The sequence below is a fragment of the Kosakonia oryzendophytica genome (genome assembly GCF_027886705.1).
Taxonomy (GTDB): Bacteria; Pseudomonadota; Gammaproteobacteria; order Enterobacterales; family Enterobacteriaceae; genus Kosakonia; species Kosakonia oryzendophytica.
The window spans coordinates 4,764,532-4,784,327 of the sequence record NZ_CP115659.1; the positions used below are offsets into that span (position 1 = coordinate 4,764,532).

At 53.8% G+C, this 19,796-nt stretch carries 17 protein-coding genes and 1 pseudogene; 5 read left to right on the top strand and 13 right to left on the bottom strand.

All coding sequences use genetic code 11. From position 1 onward, the window contains the following. Positions 1-123: 123 nt before the first annotated feature. Positions 124-1,530, bottom strand: coding sequence for a replicative DNA helicase (gene dnaB / locus O9K67_RS22960; protein WP_061498819.1), 1,407 nt, complete (start codon positions 1,528-1,530; stop codon positions 124-126). A gap of 63 nt (positions 1,531-1,593) precedes the next feature. Here dnaB and O9K67_RS22965 point away from each other — a divergent pair, with 63 nt between their 5' ends. Beyond that, positions 1,594-2,577, top strand: a complete 984-nt coding sequence (locus tag O9K67_RS22965; protein ID WP_061498821.1) for a quinone oxidoreductase — start codon at positions 1,594-1,596, stop codon at positions 2,575-2,577. A 189-nt stretch (positions 2,578-2,766) separates the two neighbouring features. Here O9K67_RS22965 and pspG read toward each other — a convergent pair whose 3' ends face one another. Both pspG and dusA read right to left on the bottom strand, forming a co-directional pair. Beyond that, positions 2,767-3,009, bottom strand: coding sequence for an envelope stress response protein PspG (gene pspG / locus O9K67_RS22970; protein WP_061498824.1), 243 nt, complete (start codon positions 3,007-3,009; stop codon positions 2,767-2,769). Positions 3,010-3,143: 134 nt separating this feature from the next. Further along, positions 3,144-4,180, bottom strand: a pseudogene (gene dusA / locus O9K67_RS22975) (tRNA dihydrouridine(20/20a) synthase DusA). A 255-nt stretch (positions 4,181-4,435) separates the two neighbouring features. Between dusA and ycaC the strand changes: the two are divergent. Then, positions 4,436-5,059, top strand: coding sequence for an isochorismate family cysteine hydrolase YcaC (ycaC, locus tag O9K67_RS22980; protein ID WP_061498830.1), 624 nt, complete (start codon positions 4,436-4,438; stop codon positions 5,057-5,059). A gap of 57 nt (positions 5,060-5,116) precedes the next feature. On the opposite strand, the gene O9K67_RS22985 is transcribed toward ycaC, so the two are convergent. After that, the gene (locus tag O9K67_RS22985; protein ID WP_061498832.1) at positions 5,117-6,433 is read right to left on the bottom strand and encodes a conjugal transfer protein TraF; all 1,317 of its coding nucleotides are present in this window, start codon (positions 6,431-6,433) and stop codon (positions 5,117-5,119) included. A 288-nt stretch (positions 6,434-6,721) separates the two neighbouring features. Here O9K67_RS22985 and zur point away from each other — a divergent pair, with 288 nt between their 5' ends. Then, entirely contained in the window at positions 6,722-7,237 is a 516-nt protein-coding gene (gene zur / locus O9K67_RS22990) for a zinc uptake transcriptional repressor Zur (protein WP_061498835.1), read from the top strand. Between the two features lie 279 nt (positions 7,238-7,516). Here zur and O9K67_RS22995 read toward each other — a convergent pair whose 3' ends face one another. The 4 genes from O9K67_RS22995 to O9K67_RS23010 all read right to left on the bottom strand — a co-directional run bounded on the left by O9K67_RS22995 (position 7,517) and on the right by O9K67_RS23010 (position 10,400). Continuing rightward, entirely contained in the window at positions 7,517-7,726 is a 210-nt protein-coding gene (locus tag O9K67_RS22995; protein ID WP_061498838.1) for a CsbD family protein, read from the bottom strand. A 170-nt stretch (positions 7,727-7,896) separates the two neighbouring features. Then, positions 7,897-9,231: an MATE family efflux transporter DinF gene (gene dinF / locus O9K67_RS23000; RefSeq protein WP_061498841.1), complete on the bottom strand. Its 1,335-nt coding sequence runs from the start codon at positions 9,229-9,231 to the stop codon at positions 7,897-7,899. Between the two features lie 77 nt (positions 9,232-9,308). Continuing rightward, a complete protein-coding gene (lexA, locus tag O9K67_RS23005) occupies positions 9,309-9,923 on the bottom strand; it encodes a transcriptional repressor LexA (protein ID WP_061498844.1) in 615 nt (204 codons plus the stop codon). 108 nt (positions 9,924-10,031) lie between these two features. Then, positions 10,032-10,400 carry a diacylglycerol kinase gene (locus tag O9K67_RS23010; RefSeq protein ID WP_061498849.1) on the bottom strand — a complete coding sequence of 123 codons (369 nt, stop codon included), beginning with the start codon at positions 10,398-10,400 and terminating at the stop codon, positions 10,032-10,034. A gap of 130 nt (positions 10,401-10,530) precedes the next feature. Between O9K67_RS23010 and plsB the strand changes: the two genes are divergently transcribed. Continuing rightward, positions 10,531-12,954, top strand: coding sequence for a glycerol-3-phosphate 1-O-acyltransferase PlsB (gene plsB, locus O9K67_RS23015; protein WP_061498853.1), 2,424 nt, complete (start codon positions 10,531-10,533; stop codon positions 12,952-12,954). 42 nt (positions 12,955-12,996) lie between these two features. On the opposite strand, the gene ubiA is transcribed toward plsB, so the two are convergent. The 5 genes from ubiA to malK all read right to left on the bottom strand — a co-directional run bounded on the left by ubiA (position 12,997) and on the right by malK (position 18,169). Then, positions 12,997-13,866, bottom strand: a complete 870-nt coding sequence (ubiA, locus tag O9K67_RS23020) for a 4-hydroxybenzoate octaprenyltransferase (RefSeq protein ID WP_061498854.1) — start codon at positions 13,864-13,866, stop codon at positions 12,997-12,999. Positions 13,867-13,878: 12 nt separating this feature from the next. After that, the gene (gene ubiC / locus O9K67_RS23025; protein ID WP_061498857.1) at positions 13,879-14,376 is read right to left on the bottom strand and encodes a chorismate lyase; all 498 of its coding nucleotides are present in this window, start codon (positions 14,374-14,376) and stop codon (positions 13,879-13,881) included. Positions 14,377-14,556: 180 nt separating this feature from the next. Continuing rightward, positions 14,557-15,504 (bottom strand): maltose operon protein MalM, encoded by a 948-nt coding sequence (gene malM, locus O9K67_RS23030; RefSeq protein ID WP_061498861.1) that lies wholly within the window; start codon positions 15,502-15,504, stop codon positions 14,557-14,559. 105 nt (positions 15,505-15,609) lie between these two features. Further along, positions 15,610-16,956, bottom strand: coding sequence for a maltoporin (locus O9K67_RS23035; protein ID WP_061498864.1), 1,347 nt, complete (start codon positions 16,954-16,956; stop codon positions 15,610-15,612). A 103-nt stretch (positions 16,957-17,059) separates the two neighbouring features. Further along, complete coding sequence (malK, locus tag O9K67_RS23040; RefSeq protein ID WP_061498867.1) at positions 17,060-18,169, bottom strand: maltose/maltodextrin ABC transporter ATP-binding protein MalK; 1,110 nt, start codon at positions 18,167-18,169, stop codon at positions 17,060-17,062. A 370-nt stretch (positions 18,170-18,539) separates the two neighbouring features. Here malK and malE point away from each other — a divergent pair, with 370 nt between their 5' ends. Beyond that, positions 18,540-19,730 carry a maltose/maltodextrin ABC transporter substrate-binding protein MalE gene (gene malE, locus O9K67_RS23045; RefSeq protein WP_061498874.1) on the top strand — a complete coding sequence of 397 codons (1,191 nt, stop codon included), beginning with the start codon at positions 18,540-18,542 and terminating at the stop codon, positions 19,728-19,730. The last annotated feature ends 66 nt before the right edge of the window (positions 19,731-19,796 follow it).

Genomic DNA, 19,796 nt, shown 5'->3' on the forward strand with positions numbered 1-19,796 from the left:
TTTCCTGAATCATTCGTGTCGCAGGAGGGAGATAAACCCGGGGATCGCCGGGAGCTTAGTAAACTAAGTGACCGGGTGAGCGGGCTCCGTCAACGCACCTGCGGCACGAAGGATGACGGAAATTTATTCGTCATCATATTGAGGCCCCGCATAGTTATCAAAGCGCGACCACTGCCCGTTAAATGTCAGGCGCACCGTCCCGATAGGGCCGTTACGCTGTTTACCAATAATGATTTCCGCAATGCCTTTTAAGTCACTGTTTTCGTGATAAACCTCATCACGATAGATAAACATGATCAAGTCCGCATCCTGCTCAATGGAGCCGGATTCACGCAGGTCGGAGTTGACCGGACGTTTATCGGCACGTTGTTCCAGAGAGCGGTTAAGCTGCGACAGCGCCACCACCGGCACCTGCAACTCTTTGGCCAGCGCTTTCAGTGAGCGGGAGATTTCGGCGATTTCCAGCGTACGGTTGTCGGACAACGACGGCACGCGCATCAACTGAAGGTAGTCAATCATGATAAGCCCGATGCCGCCATGTTCGCGGGCGATACGTCGGGCACGGGAACGGACTTCCGTCGGGGTCAGACCGGAGGAGTCATCAATATAGATATTGCGTTTTTCCAGCAGGATACCCATGGTGCCGGAGATACGCGCCCAGTCCTCATCGTCGAGCTGACCGGTACGAATGCGTGTCTGATCAACCCGCGACAATGACGCCAGGGAACGCATCATAATCTGCTCAGATGGCATCTCCAGGCTGAAAATAAGCACTGGTTTATCCTGCAACATTGCCGCATTTTCGACGAGGTTCATTGCAAATGTCGTTTTACCCATCGACGGACGCGCCGCGACGATAATCAAATCTGACGGCTGCAAACCCGCCGTTTTCTTATTGAGGTCGTCATAGCCGGTATTGACCCCGGTTACGCCATCATGGGGTTGCTGGAAAAGCTGCTCGATACGCGAGACGGTCGCTTCAAGAACATCGGCGATATTCTTCGGGCCTTCGTCTTTATTCGCGCGGCTTTCTGCAATTTTGAAGACCCGCGACTCCGCCAGATCGAGCAAATCTTCACTGGTGCGCCCCTGCGGATCGAAACCGGCATTGGCGATTTCATTCGCCACCGAGATCATCTCACGGACCACGGCCCGTTCACGCACGATATCCGCATAGGCGCTGATGTTCGCCGCACTTGGCGTATTTTTGGACAGTTCCGCCAGGTAAGCGAAACCACCAACGATCTCCAGTTGCCCCTGACGCTCCAGCGATTCCGCCAACGTAATCAGGTCAATGGGTTTGCCCATCTCCTGCAGGCGGTGCATTTCGGTGAAAATATGGCGGTGCGGACGCGTGTAAAAATCATCCGCGACAACACGCTCGGCGACGTCATCCCAGCGTTCGTTATCCAGCATTAAACCGCCCAACACTGACTGCTCCGCTTCAATGGAATGCGGAGGCACTTTCATCCCCTCAAGCTGTACGTCGCGGGATTCAGTCTGTTTGTTGAAGGGTTTATTTCCTGCCATAGTGAATGGAGCTACCAAGGTAATGAATGGTTCGAAAGATTATCACAGAGTTCAGGAGGAAGCATGGCGACACGAATAGAATTTCACAAGCATGGCGGCCCTGACGTGCTGAAAGCCGTGGAGTTTACCCCCACAGCACCAGCGGAAAACGAAATCCAGGTGGAAAACAAAGCCATAGGTATCAACTACATTGATACCTATATCCGCAGCGGACTTTACCCGCCGCCGTCTTTGCCGAGCGGGCTGGGCACCGAAGCAGCCGGCGTCGTCAGCAAAGTGGGCAGCGGCGTGACGCACATTAAGGTGGGCGATCGCGTGGTCTACGCGCAATCAGGGCTGGGCGCTTACAGCTCGGTACACAATGTCCCTGCCGATAAAGCGGCGATCCTGCCGAATGCCATCTCTTTCGAACAAGCCGCAGCCGCTTACCTGAAGGGATTGACGGTCTTCTACCTACTGCGCAAAACCTGGGAGATCAAACCCGACGAGGTATTCCTGTTTCACGCGGCGGCGGGCGGCGTTGGGCTTATTGCCTGCCAATGGGCGAAAGCGCTCGGCGCGAAACTGATTGGCACCGTGGGGTCAGCGCAAAAGGCGCAGCGTGCATTGCAGGCCGGTGCCTGGCAGGTGATCAACTACAGCGAAGAGAATGTGGTCGAACGCGTGAAAGAGCTTACCGGCGGCAAAAAGGTGGGCGTGGTGTACGACTCGGTCGGGAAAGATACCTGGGAGATCTCGCTCGATTGCCTGCGTCGCCGTGGCCTGATGGTCAGCTTTGGTAACTCCTCCGGTCCGGTTACCGGCGTGAACCTCGGTATTCTCAACCAGAAAGGTTCGCTCTATGCCACGCGCCCTTCCCTTAATGGCTACATCACCACGCGGGAAGAGTTGCAGGAAGCCAGCAATGAATTGTTCTCATTGATTGCCAGCGGCGTCATTAAAGTGGATGTGGCAGAGAGCCAGAAATTTGCTTTAAAGGATGCACAGCGCGCACATGAGGTGCTGGAAAGCCGTGCAACCCAGGGTTCAAGCTTATTGATCCCTTGAGTTCATCGCCGGAAAGAATTAGGGCTTCCCGCAGGAAGCCCTTTCTTTTTTTAGTTCGGCTGCATTGTAGGGTACAGCGCGATGAATTCGTTAACGTCGCGATAGTGACAGATTTGATAAGCAAATCCTATGCGGTTCTAAGCAATGCGCCACTAAATGTTTCAGGGTTGTGACGCACCACTCAATACTTTAGTAACGCCAACGGTTATTGCGTTGATAACGTGGGAGCTTCGGTTCTTTGATAGCGCGAATGATCCAGACCACGGCAACAGCCAACAATAGCCAGGGCAACAGTTTGATCATCAACGCAAAAAGCCCGCCTAAAAACATCACTGCGGTTGCCACAACCAGCGCCGCCACAATACCCAGCAGCGACACGCCGGTCACCAACAACATAATAAAGAAGCCGATAATAAACAGTAGTTCCAACATAGCGCTCTCCACAAACCAGGTAACTCATTCTTCTATTACAAGAAATATGCCAACCTTAACTTACTGATTCAGCAATAAAAAAACCTGCACTGGTGTGCAGGTTTTAGTGAATTTGACCAGGTTTTAGTGAACTTTTAACGCGCCTGAGCAACAAGACTGAGCGCTTTCTCAACAACCTCAACATCTGCGCCGGCCTTGTGAGCATTCTCACTCAGGTAGCGGCGCCACTGGCGCGCCCCAGGGATCCCCTGGAACAGGCCCAGCATGTGGCGGGTGATGTGCCCCAGGTAAGCCCCCTGGCTGAGTTCACGCTCTATGTAGGGATACATCGCGCGAACAACCGCCACCGGATCGGCATCGCCGACCTCCGCGCCAAAAATTTCCCGATCAACCGACGCCAGAATCCCCGGGTTCTGGTAGGCTTCGCGGCCCACCATCACGCCATCCATATGTTCCAGATGAGCTTTGGCCTCCGCCAGCGACTTAATCCCGCCATTAATCGACATCGTCAACTGCGGGAAATCGCGCTTCAGCTGATAGACACGCGGGTAATCCAGCGGTGGGATCTCACGGTTTTCTTTCGGGCTTAAACCGGAGAGCCAGGCTTTACGGGCATGAATAATAAAGGACTCGCACTCACCTTTACCGGCAACCGTACCGATAAAGTCGCAGAGAAATTCGTAACTGTCCTGATCGTCGATACCAATACGCGTTTTCACCGTCACCGGAACAGAGACCACATCGCGCATCGCTTTGACGCAATCGGCAACCAGTTGCGCTTCTCCCATCAGGCAAGCACCAAAGCGACCGTTCTGCACGCGATCGGACGGGCAGCCGACATTGAGATTAATTTCATCATAGCCGCGCGCTTCAGCCAGCTTCGCACAATGGGCAAGCTGCGCCGGATCGCTGCCGCCAAGCTGCAATGCGACCGGGTGCTCTTCTTCACTGTACGCCAGGTAATCGCCTTTACCATGAATAATCGCACCGGTGGTCACCATCTCGGTGTACAGCAGCGTCTGACGCGACAACAGTCGCAGAAAGTAACGACAGTGCCTGTCCGTCCAGTCGAGCATCGGCGCCACGCTAAACCTGCCAGACCAGTGATAAGCAGAATCGGTGGGCATCAGGCGGGTTTGCTGGTTTTTTGTCATGTAGGATTACCGTGCAATTTTGGCAGTTAAAAAATAGAGGTATCAGGCCCGCCCAGGTCAGGCAAATAACGGCACCTGAAATAGCGGGGCGTCATTCTAGCATAATGGAACACCTTAAACCCGATGGCATTCAGTACAACCCGATAGCGCAATAACCGGCATGAACTTGTACAAAACACGATCGACACCTATCATTTTTGGTAGGCATAGGAAATGTTCGTCAATAGCCTGACGCTATTAACCACCGTAACGGGTAAAAGGAGTTAAAGAAGATGACTACACCGTATGTTCGCCTCGATAAAAATAACGCTGCTGTTCTCCTCGTTGACCACCAGACGGGTTTACTGTCATTAGTGAGAGATATCGATCCAGACAAATTTAAAAATAACGTTCTGGCATTAGGCGATCTCGCTAAATATTTTAAGCTTCCCACCATTCTCACCACCAGCTTCGAAACTGGCCCTAATGGTCCTCTCGTTCCTGAGCTAAGAGCGCAATTTCCTGATGCGCCGTATATTGCTCGTCCTGGCAATATCAACGCCTGGGATAATGAAGACTTTGTTAAAGCGGTAAAAGCGACCGGTAAAAAACAGTTGATCATTGCCGGTGTTGTAACGGAAGTGTGTGTGGCCTTTCCTGCACTATCGGCGCTGGAAGAAGGTTTTGAGGTATTTGTCGTCACCGACGCATCCGGGACATTCAACGATATTACGCGACATTCGGCCTGGGATCGCATGTCAAAAGCCGGCGCACAGTTGATGACCTGGTTTGGCATCGCCTGCGAATTACACCGTGACTGGCGTAATGATATTGAAGGCCTGGGTAACCTGTTTTCGAACCATATTCCGGATTACCGTAACCTGATGACCAGTTTTAATACGTTGAGCAACAAATAACCGTGTAAAAAAACCGGAGGCCACGCGCCGCCGGTTTTGTCTTCGTCTGGTTGTACCTTAGAATGTCACGCTAAGTTGCGCACCAGCACCCCATGTTTTGTCTTCGCCTACCAGCCCCATTAAATCGACGTGAACCCGGTTAAACGGCGCGAAACCGACACCACCCGTAAAGACGTTTTTGTCATCGCCTTTCACATCAGCGCGATAACCGGCCCGAACCGCCAGCCAACTCAGCGGACGAATTTCACCGCCGACGCCCACATACTGGGAGTCCTTCTCGCTCTTAAAGCCTTTGGTTTCGGTTAAATCACCGTCGGCACTTAACGTCACCAGATCGTTATGCCATGACACCCCGGCCGTCACCACCGGGCTAATCTGGTAAGTGTCTTTATAATTGACCGTCTGCCCGGTTCTGCCGTTGCGGATCAGGACATCTTTGGTGTCGATATCACGGGAAATCAGGTTTGTACCGGTCAGACCAACAGAGATGTTTTCCCCTAAATCTGCCGCCGCACCCACATCCACGTTAAAGCCGGTGTCATCGGTACGATAGCGGCTATTGCTCCACTCACTGCTGTGATAGTCATAAATAGAGGTAGTGTAGTTCCAGACCCAGGTTTTCTGGAGCTTTGGCGTCACGCCCAGAGATAAAGGGATGCCGCCCACCTCGAACTGCCGGGCAACCGCAACGCCGTAATCCGATACAACAGCCGCACGACCGGATGCCGTGGAGTTGAGATTTTTGGTGATCTCATTGCTGCCATTTGGCGACACAACGGCATTTAGCGCTTCAGTTGCTGCAACCGTTGTACTGTTCTGAATACTGCGTAAATAGGTAATATCCTGCTGATCAACCGACGAGCTAACAATGGCATGCGCATAGGCTTTGGTGACAAAAGCCACCGAGAGCACATCGTTTGGAATGCTGACAGCAATACCCGCCGCCGCTTTGGCCCGCGCGGTTTTCCCGTTCAGGAAAGTCAGTTCATTCGCCAGGTCTTTGGCAGCACTCTGGAATTGACCGATGGTACCCAGAGGGTTAGCGAGAAATTGCGCGGCGGTGAGGTTATCAACGACATCGCGATAGCTGTCGATTTTGTCACTGATATTGTCGATTTCGTCGCGCAGATTGTCCTTATCGGTAATTTGCGCCTGCACACTAGGCAGAATAACGGTGATATCGTCTTCCGGTTTGGCTTTTGCCAGCAGTGCCGGGTTAATAAGGGCGCCGCTGCCATAGTTTGCGGAGGCAACACCGGTTCCCCCCATTGCATCATTACGTGCTTCCGCCCAGGTATTGGCTGCTCCCGCCTGATTTGCCACAACGAAGGAGACAGCTATCGCGACCACCGAAAATTTGAGATTTTTTTTCACAGTATGCGTCTCGTAGTCAGAATGAGTTTTTTTTAAACCTGATTAGTATTTGCTAAACAGGAAGGCTCTATTGCTGCGAATAACATAGGAAAAAGTAGCTAAATCTTCTGAACGAAAAATAATCGACAGAAGTGATTTTTGTGATTAATGACACTCATTATTTATAGAAGACGCTGATGAGTTCGTGGATATATCGGCGAAAAACGGATCCCAGGACGCGATCTCGGCGTTTCGCGCCGGACATGGTAAAGTACGGGTTTATTGCTTCCCCCGAAACAGAGAGCGCCCATGGATAAGACCACTTCGCAAGAGATGTTAGTGCAGGCTGAAAAGCTGTGCGCGCAGCGCAATGTGCGCCTGACTCCCCAGCGTCTTGAAGTGCTGCGATTACTGAGCCTGCAGCAAGGGGCAATCAGCGCTTACGATCTGCTCGACTTATTACGCGTCAGCGAGCCGCAGGCTAAGCCGCCAACCGTCTACCGCGCGCTGGATTTCCTGCTGGAGCAAGGGTTTGTTCATAAGGTAGAGTCGACTAACAGCTATGTGCTGTGCCATTTGTTTGATCAACCGACGCACACGTCCGCCATGTTTATTTGCGATCGCTGCGGGTCGGTGAAAGAAGAGCAGGCGGAAGGCGTGGAAGATATTATGCACGCGCTGGCGGCGAAGATGGGTTTTGCCCTGCGCCATAACGTGATTGAAGCACACGGTTTATGCGCCGCCTGTGTGGAAGTGGAGGCCTGCCGTCATCATGAGCACTGCCATCACGATCACAGCATTCTTGTAAAGAAAAAACCGCGTTAATAGCGCTGATAGTTCGTTCCGGGGAATAAGTATGTGACCCGGGCGAAAAAGCGCAGCCAACACCGGTAACACATCAAAGATAACGGGACATCCCGAAAGATTTCGCGTTTTACCCAGGCGGCAAGCGTACGCGTTCCGGGGAGCATACATCAGTATGTGACCCGGGCGAGAAAGCGCAGCCAACACCGGTAAAACGTGAAAGATAAAGGGAGGGTACATCCGTGTACCACTTGGGCAGGGTAACGCTCACAAAATCAACACATTGAGGGTCAATGTCCGTTACCAGCGGTAATCATTACGGCTTTCCCAATCCGTAACTTCCTTTTCTGCCTCATCTTTTGCGTAACCGTAACGCTCCTGGATTTTACCCACCAGTTGGTCACGTTTGCCTTCGATGACGGTCATATCGTCATCGGTCAACTTGCCCCATTTCTCTTTCACAGTACCTTTAAACTGCTTCCAGTTACCGCCGATTTCGTCTTTGTTCATCGTTGACTCCTTATCGTTCGGTTAAAAGTTACGTTCCTGTTACGCTGAACGTACTGATCATTGTAGTCAGGAATACTGCCAGTTGGTTTATATTCGGAATCTTTAACCATTTACGACAAAGAAAGCAGTATTAACGAGGCGGGAGAAAGAAGTATAAGAAAAGAGAGGGGTCAGGGGTGGCCAATACCGGAAAACCAGGTGCCATTGCGCCAGTGACGACGCCACACCCATGCTAAAGTCAGCCCTCGCAGCGCCAGAAACACCGTCAGCGACAGCCACAGGCCATGGTTGCCCAGCGTCGGCACCGTCAACAACGTCAGGGCAAACCCTCCAGCGGCAACCGCCATGCTGTTGCGCATTTCTGCACCGCGCGTCGCGCCTACAAACATGCCATCCAGCAAATAACACCACACGCCCACCACCGGCAGGATCACCTGCCAGATAAGGTAGTGCCCGGCCATGTTTTGCAAGGCTGGCAGTGAGGTGAGTAACGCGATAATTGACTCCCCGGCCAGCGCATACACCGCTGAGAACGCCAACGCCACCAGACCAGCCTGGCGGCATGCCGCGTGCCAGATGAGCTTAAGCTGCGTGTCGTCACGCGCGCCATAAGCGTGCCCGGAATGGGCTTCCACTGCATAAGCGAACCCGTCCAGCGCATAGGCAGTGAACGTCAGAAACATCATCAGCACCGCATTCGCCGCCACGGTTTCGCCGCCAAGACGCGCGCCGAACACGGTTATCGAACCAAAGCAGAGCTGTAACAATAACGAGCGCAGCATGATGTCCCGATTAAGCGCCAGCAAGCGTCCAAGGCCGCCGCGCCAGGCCGCCTTCAGCACCGGGAAGGTGATACCGCGCATAACCAGCACACGTCGTGCCATCAACAGGCCGAGCGCAAAGGTCGCGTACTCCGCCACCACCGTTGCTAATGCCGCTCCCTGAACGTTCATGCCCAGCCCCATCACCAACCAGACATCAAGCACAATATTGAGAACGTTGCCCACCACCAGCAAGATCACCGGTGCGCGGGCATACTGCACGCCCAAAAGCCATCCCAGCAGCACCAGGTTACCGAGCGATGCCGGAGCACTTAACCAGCGGATATCAAGGAAGCGCCGCGCCTGCTCCAGCACCGCAGCGCTGCCGCCGGTAATGTGCAACGCCAGATCGATAAGTGGCACGCGTAAGAGTGTAATCAGCACGCCAGCGCCCATCGCCAGCAGCAGTGGCTGCACTAACGCCCGAGCCAGCGCAGGCGCATTTTTCGCACCGTATGCCTGAGCCGTGAGCCCGGTGGTGCTCATTCGCAGAAACAGCAGCAGCATAAACAGGAAGCTGGTCGCTGTCGCGCCGATGGCCACACCACCCAGATAGACTGCGCTATCCAGATGCCCGACCACTGCCGTATCCACCAGCCCCAGCAACGGGACAGTGATATTGGAGAAGATCATTGGCAGGGCAAGTCGCCACAGCGCTTTGTCGGATGCAGTCAGCAGCGGCATAGCAGCGTCAGAATCGATCGGGGAAAGGCATTAACGCTGCGGAGCGTAAAACAGCACCGCAGCGAATAAGGGAGGCGTTACAGCCACTCGCCATTGCGAATGACGCCTACCGCCAGTCCTTCAATGGTGAAGTTTTGATCGCGCAGATCAACAACAATCGGGGAAAACTCATTGTTTTCCGGTAACAGTTCAACTGTGTTGCCCTGTTTTTTCAGACGTTTAACGGTCACTTCGTCTTCAATACGCGCCACAACGACCTGGCCGTTGCGTACATCCTGCGTTTTATGCACCGCGAGCAGGTCGCCGTCCATAATGCCGATGTCTTTCATTGACATTCCGCTCACGCGCAACAGGAAATCCGCATGCGGTTTGAAGAGCGCAGGATCGACCTGGTAATGCCCTTCGATATGCTGCTGCGCCAGCAGCGGCTCACCAGCGGCCACGCGGCCGATCAGCGGCAGTCCGAGATCGTCTTCTTCTTCAAGCAGCAAGCGAAGACCGCGTGATGCGCCAGATACGATTTCGATAACCCCTTTGCGCGCCAGCGCTTTGAGGTGTTCTTCAGCCGCATTTGGGGAACGGAACCCCAATTGTTGCGCGATTTCCGCACGTGTCGGCGGCATACCTGTTTGGGAGATGCGATCGCGGATAAGATCGAACACCTCTTGTTGCCTGGCCGTTAATGCTTTCATTCCGCCCCCTGGGTGTATATACAGTTATGCTGTGAGTATATACAGTCAAAGGTGATTTTGGAACCAAATTTAAGCAAATAACCAGAGTGTTATCGAATTCTGGAAGCGTTATCGAAAATGCGACCAGAGCAGTGAGATCCAGGTAAACAGCGCCAGCAGGATAGACATCAGCACCGCTGCCGACCCCATATCCTTCGCTCGCCCGGAAAGTTCATGAAATTCCGCGCCAATCCGATCCACCACCGCTTCAATTGCACTGTTGAGGATTTCAACGATCATTACCAGCGATACCGAACCAATCAGCAGTACGCGCGTGATGGGATCCACATCGAGCCAGCAGGCAATAATAATGGCCAGCACGACCGCGACGGCCTCCTGGCGAAACGCCGCTTCATTTATCCATGCGGCACGAACGCCTTTCCAGGAATAGCCCGCCGCTTTAATGATCCGGGTTAATCCAGTGGTATTATTGGCCATGAAAAGAACCTTTTTATCTAATGAGCATCAATGTCTATGTAAGCACGAAGAGGTACAACAGAAATTATGCGCGCTTTCTGATATTCTTGCGGCGCAATGGCACTATTAACCCAGAGGCTTTACATCCTTTATGTCCGGCTGGCCACGAATTTACTACAAATTACTGAATTTACCATTAAGCGTGCTGGTAAAAAGTAAATCGATCCCCGCAGAACCTGCACAGGAACTGGGTCTCGATACCTCACGTCCCATCATGTATGTGCTGCCTTACAACTCCAAGGCAGACTTGATGACGCTGCGCGCTCAGTGTCTGGCGCATGAGTTGCCAGACCCACTGGAACCGCTGGAAATCGACGGCGCACTGCTACCGCGTTACGTGTTTATCCACGGCGGGCCGCGTGTATTTACCTATTACACGCCAAAAGAAGAATCCATCAAACTGTTCCATGATTACCTGGATCTCCACCGCAGTCATCCGGATTTGGATGTGCAAATGGTACCGGTATCGGTGATGTTTGGTCGCTCCCCCGGGCGTGAGAAGGGCGAAGTCAACCCGCCTTTGCGCATGCTCAACGGCATCCAGAAATTCTTCGCTGTGTCCTGGCTTGGTCGCGACAGCTTTGTGCGTTTTTCACCGCCTGTTTCATTGCGTCGCATGGCGACAGAACACGGCACAGACAAAATTATCGCGCAGAAACTGGCACGCGTCGCGCGTATGCACTTCGCCCGTCAACGCCTTGCCGCAGTTGGCCCGCGCCTGCCTGCGCGTCAGGATCTGTTTAATAAGCTGCTCTCATCCAAAGCAATTGCCCGAGCAGTCGAAGATGAGGCGCGCAGCAAGAAAATCTCCCACGATAAGGCGCAGCAAAATGCTATCGCATTGATGGAAGAGATCGCGGCGAACTTCTCATACGAGATGATCCGCCTGACTGACCGCATCCTCGGCTTCACCTGGAACCGTCTCTATCAGGGCATTAATGTGCACAACGCCGAGCGCGTGCGCCAGTTGGCCCATGATGGTCACGAGATTGTCTATGTGCCCTGCCACCGCAGCCATATGGACTACCTGCTGCTGTCGTACGTGCTCTATCACCAGGGGCTGGTGCCGCCGCATATCGCCGCAGGCATTAACCTGAATTTCTGGCCCGCCGGGCCGATTTTCCGCCGCCTGGGCGCGTTCTTTATTCGCCGTACCTTTAAGGGCAATAAGCTCTATTCCACCGTGTTTCGTGAATACCTGGGTGAGCTGTTTAGCCGCGGTTATTCCGTCGAATATTTTGTCGAGGGCGGCCGTTCCCGCACCGGGCGTTTGTTGGACCCAAAAACCGGTACGCTGTCGATGACCATTCAGGCAATGCTGCGCGGCGGTACGCGTCCTATCACGCTGGTGCCGATTTACATCGGGTATGAGCACGTGATGGAAGTGGGCACCTACGCTAAAGAGCTGCGCGGGGCGACGAAAGAGAAAGAGAGTCTGTTGCAGATGGTGCGAGGCCTGAGCAAGCTGCGCAATCTGGGCCAGGGGTATGTGAATTTCGGTGAGCCTATCTCGCTGATGAACTACCTGAACCATCATGTGCCGGAGTGGCGCGAGTCGATCGATCCGATTGAAGCTATCCGTCCGGCATGGTTAACGCCGACGGTGAACGGCATTGCCGCCGATCTGATGGTACGAATTAACAACGCGGGTGCGGCTAACGCCATGAACTTGTGCTGTACAGCACTGTTGGCATCGCGTCAGCGCTCTCTGACGCGGGAGCAGTTAACCGAGCAGTTGAGTTGCTACCTTGAGCTCATGCGTAATGTGCCCTATTCGCCGGATTCAACCACGCCGTCCGCCAGCGCCAGTGAGCTTATCGATCACGCGTTGCAGATGAACAAGTTTGAAGTCGAGAAAGATACTATCGGCGATATCATCATTCTGCCGCGCGAACAGGCCGTGTTGATGACCTATTACCGCAACAACATTGCGCATATGCTGATGCTGCCGTCGTTGCTGGCGGCTATCGTGACCCAGCATCGCGCCATTTCCCAACAGGAAATTCTGCGTCATGTAGAGCTACTCTACCCGATGCTGAAAGCGGAGTTGTTCCTGCGTTGGGAGAAAGCAGAGCTGGCGCAGGTGCTGGAAAACCTGACCCAGGAGCTGCTGCGCCAGGGGCTGCTGACGGTGAAAGACGATCGTGTGAGCATTAACCCGGCGCACTCGCGCACGCTGCAATTGCTCGCCGCAGGCGCGCGCGAAACGCTGCAACGTTACGCCATTACTTTCTGGCTGCTGAGTGCGAACCCGTCGATGAACCGCAGTACGCTGGAAAAAGAGAGCCGTACGCTGGCGCAACGTCTGTCGGTGCTGCACGGTATCAACGCACCGGAGTTCTTCGATAAGGCGATCTTCAGTACGCTGGTGCTGACACTGCGTGACGAAGGCTATATTAGCGATACTGGCGATGCGGAACCCGCGCAGACATTAAGCGTGTACCAGATGCTGGCGGAGCTGATTACGTCGGATGTGCGTTTAACGATTGAGAGCGCAACGCAAGCAGAAGCGTGAAGGTAAGACACCCCTCTCCCGAAAGGAGAGGGGTGAGAAATATTAATGCAGGTAACTGAACGCCAGCCCTAAAAACAGCACCAGGCCCACGTAGTTGTTGTTCATAAAGGCTTTAAAACAGGCGTCGCGTTCACGGCCTGCAATCAGCACCTGCTGGTAGACAAACAGCCCCCCCGCTATCAGCACCGTCGCGTAATAGACCCAACTTAACCCGTTCAACCAGCCAATGGATGCCATCAGCACCATCACCGCAAGCTGCAAAATACCAATAATCAGCGTGTCGAAACGGCCAAACAGGATCGCTGTCGATTTGATACCAATTTTGACATCATCGTCCCTGTCGACCATTGCGTATTGCGTGTCGTAAGCCACAGCCCACAAAATATTGGCAAGGAACATGATCCAGCAACTCAGCGGTACTGACTCGCTGACCGCGGCAAACGCCATCGGAATCGACCAGCCAAACGCCGCGCCCAACACCACCTGCGGTAGATGCGTGTAGCGCTTCATAAACGGATAGACCCATGCCAGCGCCAGTGCAGCCACCGACAGCAGAATGGTCATCATGTTGAGCGTCAGCACCAGCGCAAACGCTAACAATACCAGCACCACAAACAGGGTTCGCGCTTCATTCTCCGTCACGGCACCACTGGGCAACGGACGGTTCGCGGTGCGCTTAACATGGCCATCAAACTTACGATCCGCGTAATCGTTCACCACGCATCCGGCGGCGCGCATCAGCCAGACGCCCGCCACAAAGACCAGTAAAATCCACAGCGGCGGCACTCCCGGCGTCGCCACCCATAACGCCCACAGCGTCGGCCACAGCAGTAGCAACGCACCAATCGGCTTGTCCGTACGCATCAGCCGGTGAAAGGCCAACAGCTTATTCTGCGTGAGACTCCACTCCATTTTCGATTCCTCTTAATACAACGGCGACGCAGGCAAAAACAGTTCGGTCAGCATCAACGGTTTCCCGCCCAGACGCAGGCGGGAACGGCGTCCCCAGAGCTGCTCATGACGACCAATTTCAATAAAGTCACGCGTAAGCGTAGAAGAGGTAAAGAGATAACGCCCAAGCGGCGTTGTTCCCAACTGTTGCAGCGCCAGCTCCGGACCACTTAGAGTGGACTCCGGCACCACGGTGCGCCCGGCAAGCCAGGGTTCACCATCCGCACAAAGAATGATTTCGCGCAACCAATAACGCGACTCCTCTGGCAACAGGCCGTGCTCCTGCGTTATCTCGTCTGCGGTGACAAAATCTTCCCGAATCAGCATCACGCTGACCGTTTTGCCCTGCTGCTCAAAACGTTTCGTCATGGAATCTTCCAGCAACAGCCAGTCCAGCAGTTGCGGTTCAAGCGCAGGAATCGCGTCTAAATAGCGCAGCGCACGCAATTGCGTAAGCGCGGGGTGAGACATGCCTTACTCTCCGGTACATAACGTAGGATTATTGTATCGCAGAACAGGCTTTACGGGCGGGGAAAGTTCATTCGGTTTTCATCAGCGCAACAGGTGTGCAACAGCGCACCGCTGCGCCGGAAAAAGGGTGCGTCAGGCGACGCACCAGTTGCTGCAAATATCAGCATTGTGGGGAGACTGTTACCCCTTGCCTTTTACACTGCCGATAAAAGTGGAACGGGCGGTTTTCGACCCGAGGCGCTCTGCTTCATCCAATAATTTCAACGCCTTATCAACATCGCCTTTCGCAACAGCTTGTTTGATGGCCTGGTTAAAATAGCTCTCCGTGTCGTTAAGCATCGGTTCGCTTTTCGCTACTGGAGCAGGAGCCGCAGCGGGCGCGGCAGCCGGAGCTGGTTGCGTGCTATAAGCCGGCGCGGCGGTATTGCCCACGGTGACCGGGCCGGGGCCCGAGGAACCAAACAGCGGGCCTACCAGAATGCTGGAGTTGCTACTGTTTTTCACTTTCAGGTTCACCACACCCTCCGCAACATGACGCGCTATCGGATCGGGAATATCAGGGATCGCATTACCCACGCCTTTAGCATAGGCTTTAGCCGGATCAAGCAGTGTGGTGGTTTTTTGCAAATCGCTCGCGGTGGTGAATGCAAGGATATAGAGCTTCTGCTGACCCAGCGCAGGCGTCAGGCGCATAACCCCTTCGAGTCGATCTGCGCTTAACACTCCCGGTTCCTGGTAGGTAAAATAGTTGCTGGGGAAATAGGCCGCAGGCGACATATTCTGATCAAATACCAGCACGTTCGGCGCAAATACCCCAGTGTTTTTATTGACATCGCTTGACAGCGTCAGCGAAAGCTCACCAATGTTAGCTGGCACGCTAAATGCCGCAACTGGCCCGGTAATACCCGGCACATTCAGATGCTGTCCGCCGGTAGCAAGCCGAACTGTCTGGCTTTTGGACGTGTCGACCGGCGTCCAGGTGAGTTGCTGGAGTGCAGATGCCGGGATCGACGGCGCTGCTGTTGTGTTCTGTGGCACGATATTCACATCAGCCAGTGCAAAACCCGGTACACCCGCCAACATACCCGCGGAGAGGCACAGGGCAATGAGGTTTTTTTTCATTTTCATTTTAATCACCTTCAGGATGCAAAACAGCGTTGGCCAGGCAATAGCGCGCTGTTTGTAAGAATCAGAGGGGCTTGCGCCCCTCTTCTGTTTACGCGAGTAAAGCCCTTACCACCAGATTTCCATCTGGGCACCAAAGCTCCATTCGTCACTGTCGCCACGGCCGAAGCTTGAGCCACCCGTACCATTGCGGGTTGCCAGACCATAGTTGGCGTTAGTGCCCGGGTTACCACTGGTGTTGTAGCCCCATTTTTCGTCCCATTTCGCATAGGTTGCGAATACGCGGATTGCCGGGCGAGACCAGATGCTGTCGCCTGCCTGCCACTGCTGCGCGAGGGTGATTTTGTACTGGTTGTTAGTGTCGTTGGTACGCTGAGATTTCACATTGTCGTAGCCTACTTCCAACAGGGTGCTCATGATCGGTGTCCATTTGAACATCGGGCGCACACCAACAGTCCACCATTTGGTGCCGTTGTTGTTATCCCAGTCGATGTCCTGATACATACCGACATACATCAAATCCCAACGATCGCCGAGAGAGATAGCACCGTGGTCGAGGATACGCAGCAGGCTGCCGTTGTTATTAGCGCTATAAGGCAACTTGCTGTTGCTCTCAATACCGATACCAGAGCCTTGCGATAACCCTTTGCCCTGCGATGTCAGCGCATCAGTTGCGTACTGCACGACAAACTTGTTATAGCCTTTCAGCATGCTTTGAACGTGCTCAGCTGTGAACATCCAGCCGTCTTTCGTTTCGGTATTATCATATAAATGGTAGCCGTCACGGGTATTGGCGCGGCCATAGTCAACACCAAACTCTAACGTACCACCCGGGTTAACGGCCATCTGCGCTAAACGCATGTCAAAAACATCGTTGGCGGTTTTTTCCGTGTAATCGTAAATACTGTTGCTGGCGAAGGTCGCGGAACCACCCGCTTCAGTCGAACGGGTTGCAGCCAAAGAGAGTTTACCGAAGCCAAGATCGACGTTTTCAAGACCCGCGCCCGGACCGGAGATGTCCCAGTAGTAGAAGTCAATCATGTGTACGTCATGACGCTGGTAGAAACGTTTACCAGCCCAAATGTTGGCGCCTGGCAGAGCATCGATCAGGTTTTTACCCTGCACGTTGGCTTCACGAAATGCCGGGTCCGTTGCTTCCCAGTCATTTTGTTGTGCGACGGAATAAGCAACGTTAGTGTCGAAGTAGAAGCTTTTATCGCCCTCTTTCCACACTTCCTGACCAAGTTTTAATTCCGCGTAGGTTTCGCATTCATTACCGAGACGGTATTTAGAGCCTGCACCTGTCGCCTGGAAGCATTGCTGCTCGCCGCCGCTGCCTGTCCAGCCAATACCGGAACGGGCATAACCTTTAAAGTCGACGGCGCCCGCCTGTGCAGACAGGATGCCTGCGGCAATGGCGAGTGCCAGTGGAAGTTTGCGCAGAGTAATCATCATTCTATCTCCTGAGATCATTGCTTTTCTTTTTACACATCGCCTTTCGCGCACACGCTTTATCAACGGGTGGCGCGAATGGCTCTGTGTAAGTTTTTTGGAATGCTTAAACGCCAGGCTCTTTATGTAACCGGCGGCAGGCGGTGCCATCTTCACGGAACAGATGGCAACGCTCCGGCGGTAAGCCGATGGCGAATGTGGCACCCTCTTCTACCAGCACCACGTCGGTCTGGCGGTAAACCAGGTTCTGACGTATTGCGGGGATCTGGATATGAATTTGTGTTTCGTGACCAAGCTGTTCTACGACCTGAACTTCGCCTTCCAGCGTGACATCGGCGATGTCGCTTGGAAGCAGATGCTCCGGGCGAATGCCCAGAGACATATTCGCGCCGACCCGCACATTGGCACTGTCTACCGGCAGCCACACTTGCTGGCGGTTAGGCAGCTCAACCTGCACCTGTTCAATGGCGGTGGCAGTGACTTTTACCGGCAGGAAGTTCATCTTCGGCGAGCCGATAAAGCCGGCGACAAAACGGTCAGCCGGGTAGTGATAAAGCTCCAGCGGTTTACCCACCTGCGCCACGCGACCGGCGTCCAGCACCACAATCTTGTCGGCCAGCGTCATCGCTTCGACCTGATCGTGGGTGACGTAAATCATCGTGCGGCCAAGGCGTTTATGCAGACGGGAGATCTCAATACGCATCTGCACACGCAAGGCGGCATCAAGGTTGGAGAGGGGTTCATCAAGCAAGAAGACGCGGGGTTCGGCGACCAGCGTGCGCCCAATCGCTACGCGCTGACGCTGACCACCGGAAAGGGCTTTCGGTTTACGCTCCAGCAAATGGGCCAGTTGTAATATTTCGGCCACTTGCGTTACACGCGCTTTGATCGTCTCTTTTTTCGCACCCGCTAACTTCAGGCCAAAAGACATGTTTTCCGCCACCGAAAGGTGCGGATAGAGCGCATAGGACTGAAATACCATGCCGACGCCGCGTTCGGCGGGAGGAACATCATTCATACGGGTATCGCCGATCAGCAAATCCCCGCTGGTAATGGTTTCCAACCCGGCAATCATGCGCAGCAGCGTCGATTTACCACAGCCTGACGGGCCAACAAACACCACGAATTCACCTTCGTGAATATCGAGATTGATATCTTTCGACACCACCACGTCGCCCCAGGCTTTCGTTACATTACGCAGCTGTACGCTCGCCATGCCCTTCTCCCTTCGTTACAACCTGTCACCAACAGAAACATTCAACGTGGGCTGACTATGGCGCATCAATATCGCGTGTGAATCCTCCACCCCCCTGGTTTTTGATGGGGGAGGAGGCGGGAGGATGAGAGAAGCAGCTCTGCCCCCCAGGCTGAGGGACTGCGGGCAATTTCGTGATGGAGGCTGCAAAAACCGGCGTATTTTTATGTGCGCTGCCACACATAATAAAAATTTGTGTAACAGGGATCACACAAATCCCCCCAGGGGCGTAGGTTTAAGGAGGATGAGAAGCGCTTGTCAAAAAAGGAGACTAATCCCCGTCGAACCACCTGAACGTATCCACGAGCACAACACCTAAAGGACGGGATATATGAAAATCAAAACAGGCGCACGCATCCTCGCATTGTCCGCAGTGGCGACGATGATGTTTTCCGCCTCTGCCCTCGCCAAGATCGAAGAAGGTAAGCTGGTCATCTGGATTAATGGCGATAAAGGCTATAACGGTCTTGCCGAAGTGGGTAAGAAATTTGAGAAAGACACCGGTATCAAAGTCACCGTAGAACACCCGGACAAGCTGGAAGAGAAGTTCCCGCAGGTTGCCGCGACCGGTGATGGCCCGGACATTATCTTCTGGGCGCACGACCGTTTTGGCGGCTATGCGCAGTCCGGTCTGCTGGCGGAAGTTACGCCGGATAAGGCCTTCCAGGATAAGTTGTATCCCTTCACCTGGGATGCGGTGCGCTACAACGGCAAGCTGATTGCTTACCCGGTAGCCGTGGAATCCCTGTCGCTGATTTATAACAAAGATTTGCTGCCAAACCCGCCAAAAACCTGGGAAGAGATCCCGGCGCTGGACAAAGAATTGAAAGCGAAGGGTAAGAGCGCGCTGATGTTTAACCTGCAAGAACCGTACTTCACCTGGCCGCTGATTGCCGCCGATGGGGGTTACGCGTTCAAATTTGAAAACGGCAAATACGACGTGAAAGATGTCGGCGTCGACAATGCTGGCGCGAAGGCCGGTCTTGGCTTCCTTGTGAAGCTGATTAAAGACAAGCACATGAACGCCGACACAGATTACTCCATCGCCGAAGCCGCCTTTAACAAAGGGGAAACCGCGCTGACCATCAACGGTCCGTGGGCGTGGGCCAACATTGATAAAAGCAAAATCAATTACGGCGTCGCCACGCTGCCGACCTTCAAAGGCAAACCGTCCAAACCGTTTGTTGGCGTGCTGAGTGCCGGTATTAACGCCGCCAGCCCGAACAAAGAACTCGCAAAAGAGTTCCTCGAAAACTACTTGCTGACCGATCAGGGTCTGGAAGAAGTGAACAAAGATAAACCGTTGGGCGCGGTGGCGTTGAAAACCTATCAGGATCAGTTAGCGAAAGATCCGCGCATTGCCGCCACCATGGATAACGCGAAAAACGGCGAAATCATGCCGAATATCCCGCAGATGGCTGCCTTCTGGTACGCCACCCGTACTGCCGTTATCAATGCGGTCAGCGGTCGTCAGACCGTCGATGCTGCCCTGAAAGACGCACAGGGTCGTATTACCAAGTAAGCAATATGTCGGGTGGCGCTACGCACAAATCAGGTAAACGCAGCGCCACCTGACATTCGTTTTCAA

Bases quoted from the DNA above. Each gene is read 5' to 3' on its own strand.
- dnaB (WP_061498819.1), bottom strand. From the start codon at position 1,530: ATGGCAGGAAATAAACCCTTCAACAAACAGACTGAATCCCGCGACGTA.
- O9K67_RS22965 (WP_061498821.1), top strand. From the start codon at position 1,594: ATGGCGACACGAATAGAATTTCACAAGCATGGCGGCCCTGACGTGCTG.
- pspG (WP_061498824.1), bottom strand. From the start codon at position 3,009: ATGTTGGAACTACTGTTTATTATCGGCTTCTTTATTATGTTGTTGGTG.
- ycaC (WP_061498830.1), top strand. From the start codon at position 4,436: ATGACTACACCGTATGTTCGCCTCGATAAAAATAACGCTGCTGTTCTC.
- zur (WP_061498835.1), top strand. From the start codon at position 6,722: ATGGATAAGACCACTTCGCAAGAGATGTTAGTGCAGGCTGAAAAGCTG.
- O9K67_RS22995 (WP_061498838.1), bottom strand. From the start codon at position 7,726: ATGAACAAAGACGAAATCGGCGGTAACTGGAAGCAGTTTAAAGGTACT.
- dinF (WP_061498841.1), bottom strand. From the start codon at position 9,231: ATGCCGCTGCTGACTGCATCCGACAAAGCGCTGTGGCGACTTGCCCTG.
- lexA (WP_061498844.1), bottom strand. From the start codon at position 9,923: ATGAAAGCATTAACGGCCAGGCAACAAGAGGTGTTCGATCTTATCCGC.
- O9K67_RS23010 (WP_061498849.1), bottom strand. From the start codon at position 10,400: ATGGCCAATAATACCACTGGATTAACCCGGATCATTAAAGCGGCGGGC.
- plsB (WP_061498853.1), top strand. From the start codon at position 10,531: ATGTCCGGCTGGCCACGAATTTACTACAAATTACTGAATTTACCATTA.
- ubiA (WP_061498854.1), bottom strand. From the start codon at position 13,866: ATGGAGTGGAGTCTCACGCAGAATAAGCTGTTGGCCTTTCACCGGCTG.
- ubiC (WP_061498857.1), bottom strand. From the start codon at position 14,376: ATGTCTCACCCCGCGCTTACGCAATTGCGTGCGCTGCGCTATTTAGAC.
- malM (WP_061498861.1), bottom strand. From the start codon at position 15,504: ATGAAAATGAAAAAAAACCTCATTGCCCTGTGCCTCTCCGCGGGTATG.
- O9K67_RS23035 (WP_061498864.1), bottom strand. From the start codon at position 16,956: ATGATGATTACTCTGCGCAAACTTCCACTGGCACTCGCCATTGCCGCA.
- malK (WP_061498867.1), bottom strand. From the start codon at position 18,169: ATGGCGAGCGTACAGCTGCGTAATGTAACGAAAGCCTGGGGCGACGTG.
- malE (WP_061498874.1), top strand. From the start codon at position 18,540: ATGAAAATCAAAACAGGCGCACGCATCCTCGCATTGTCCGCAGTGGCG.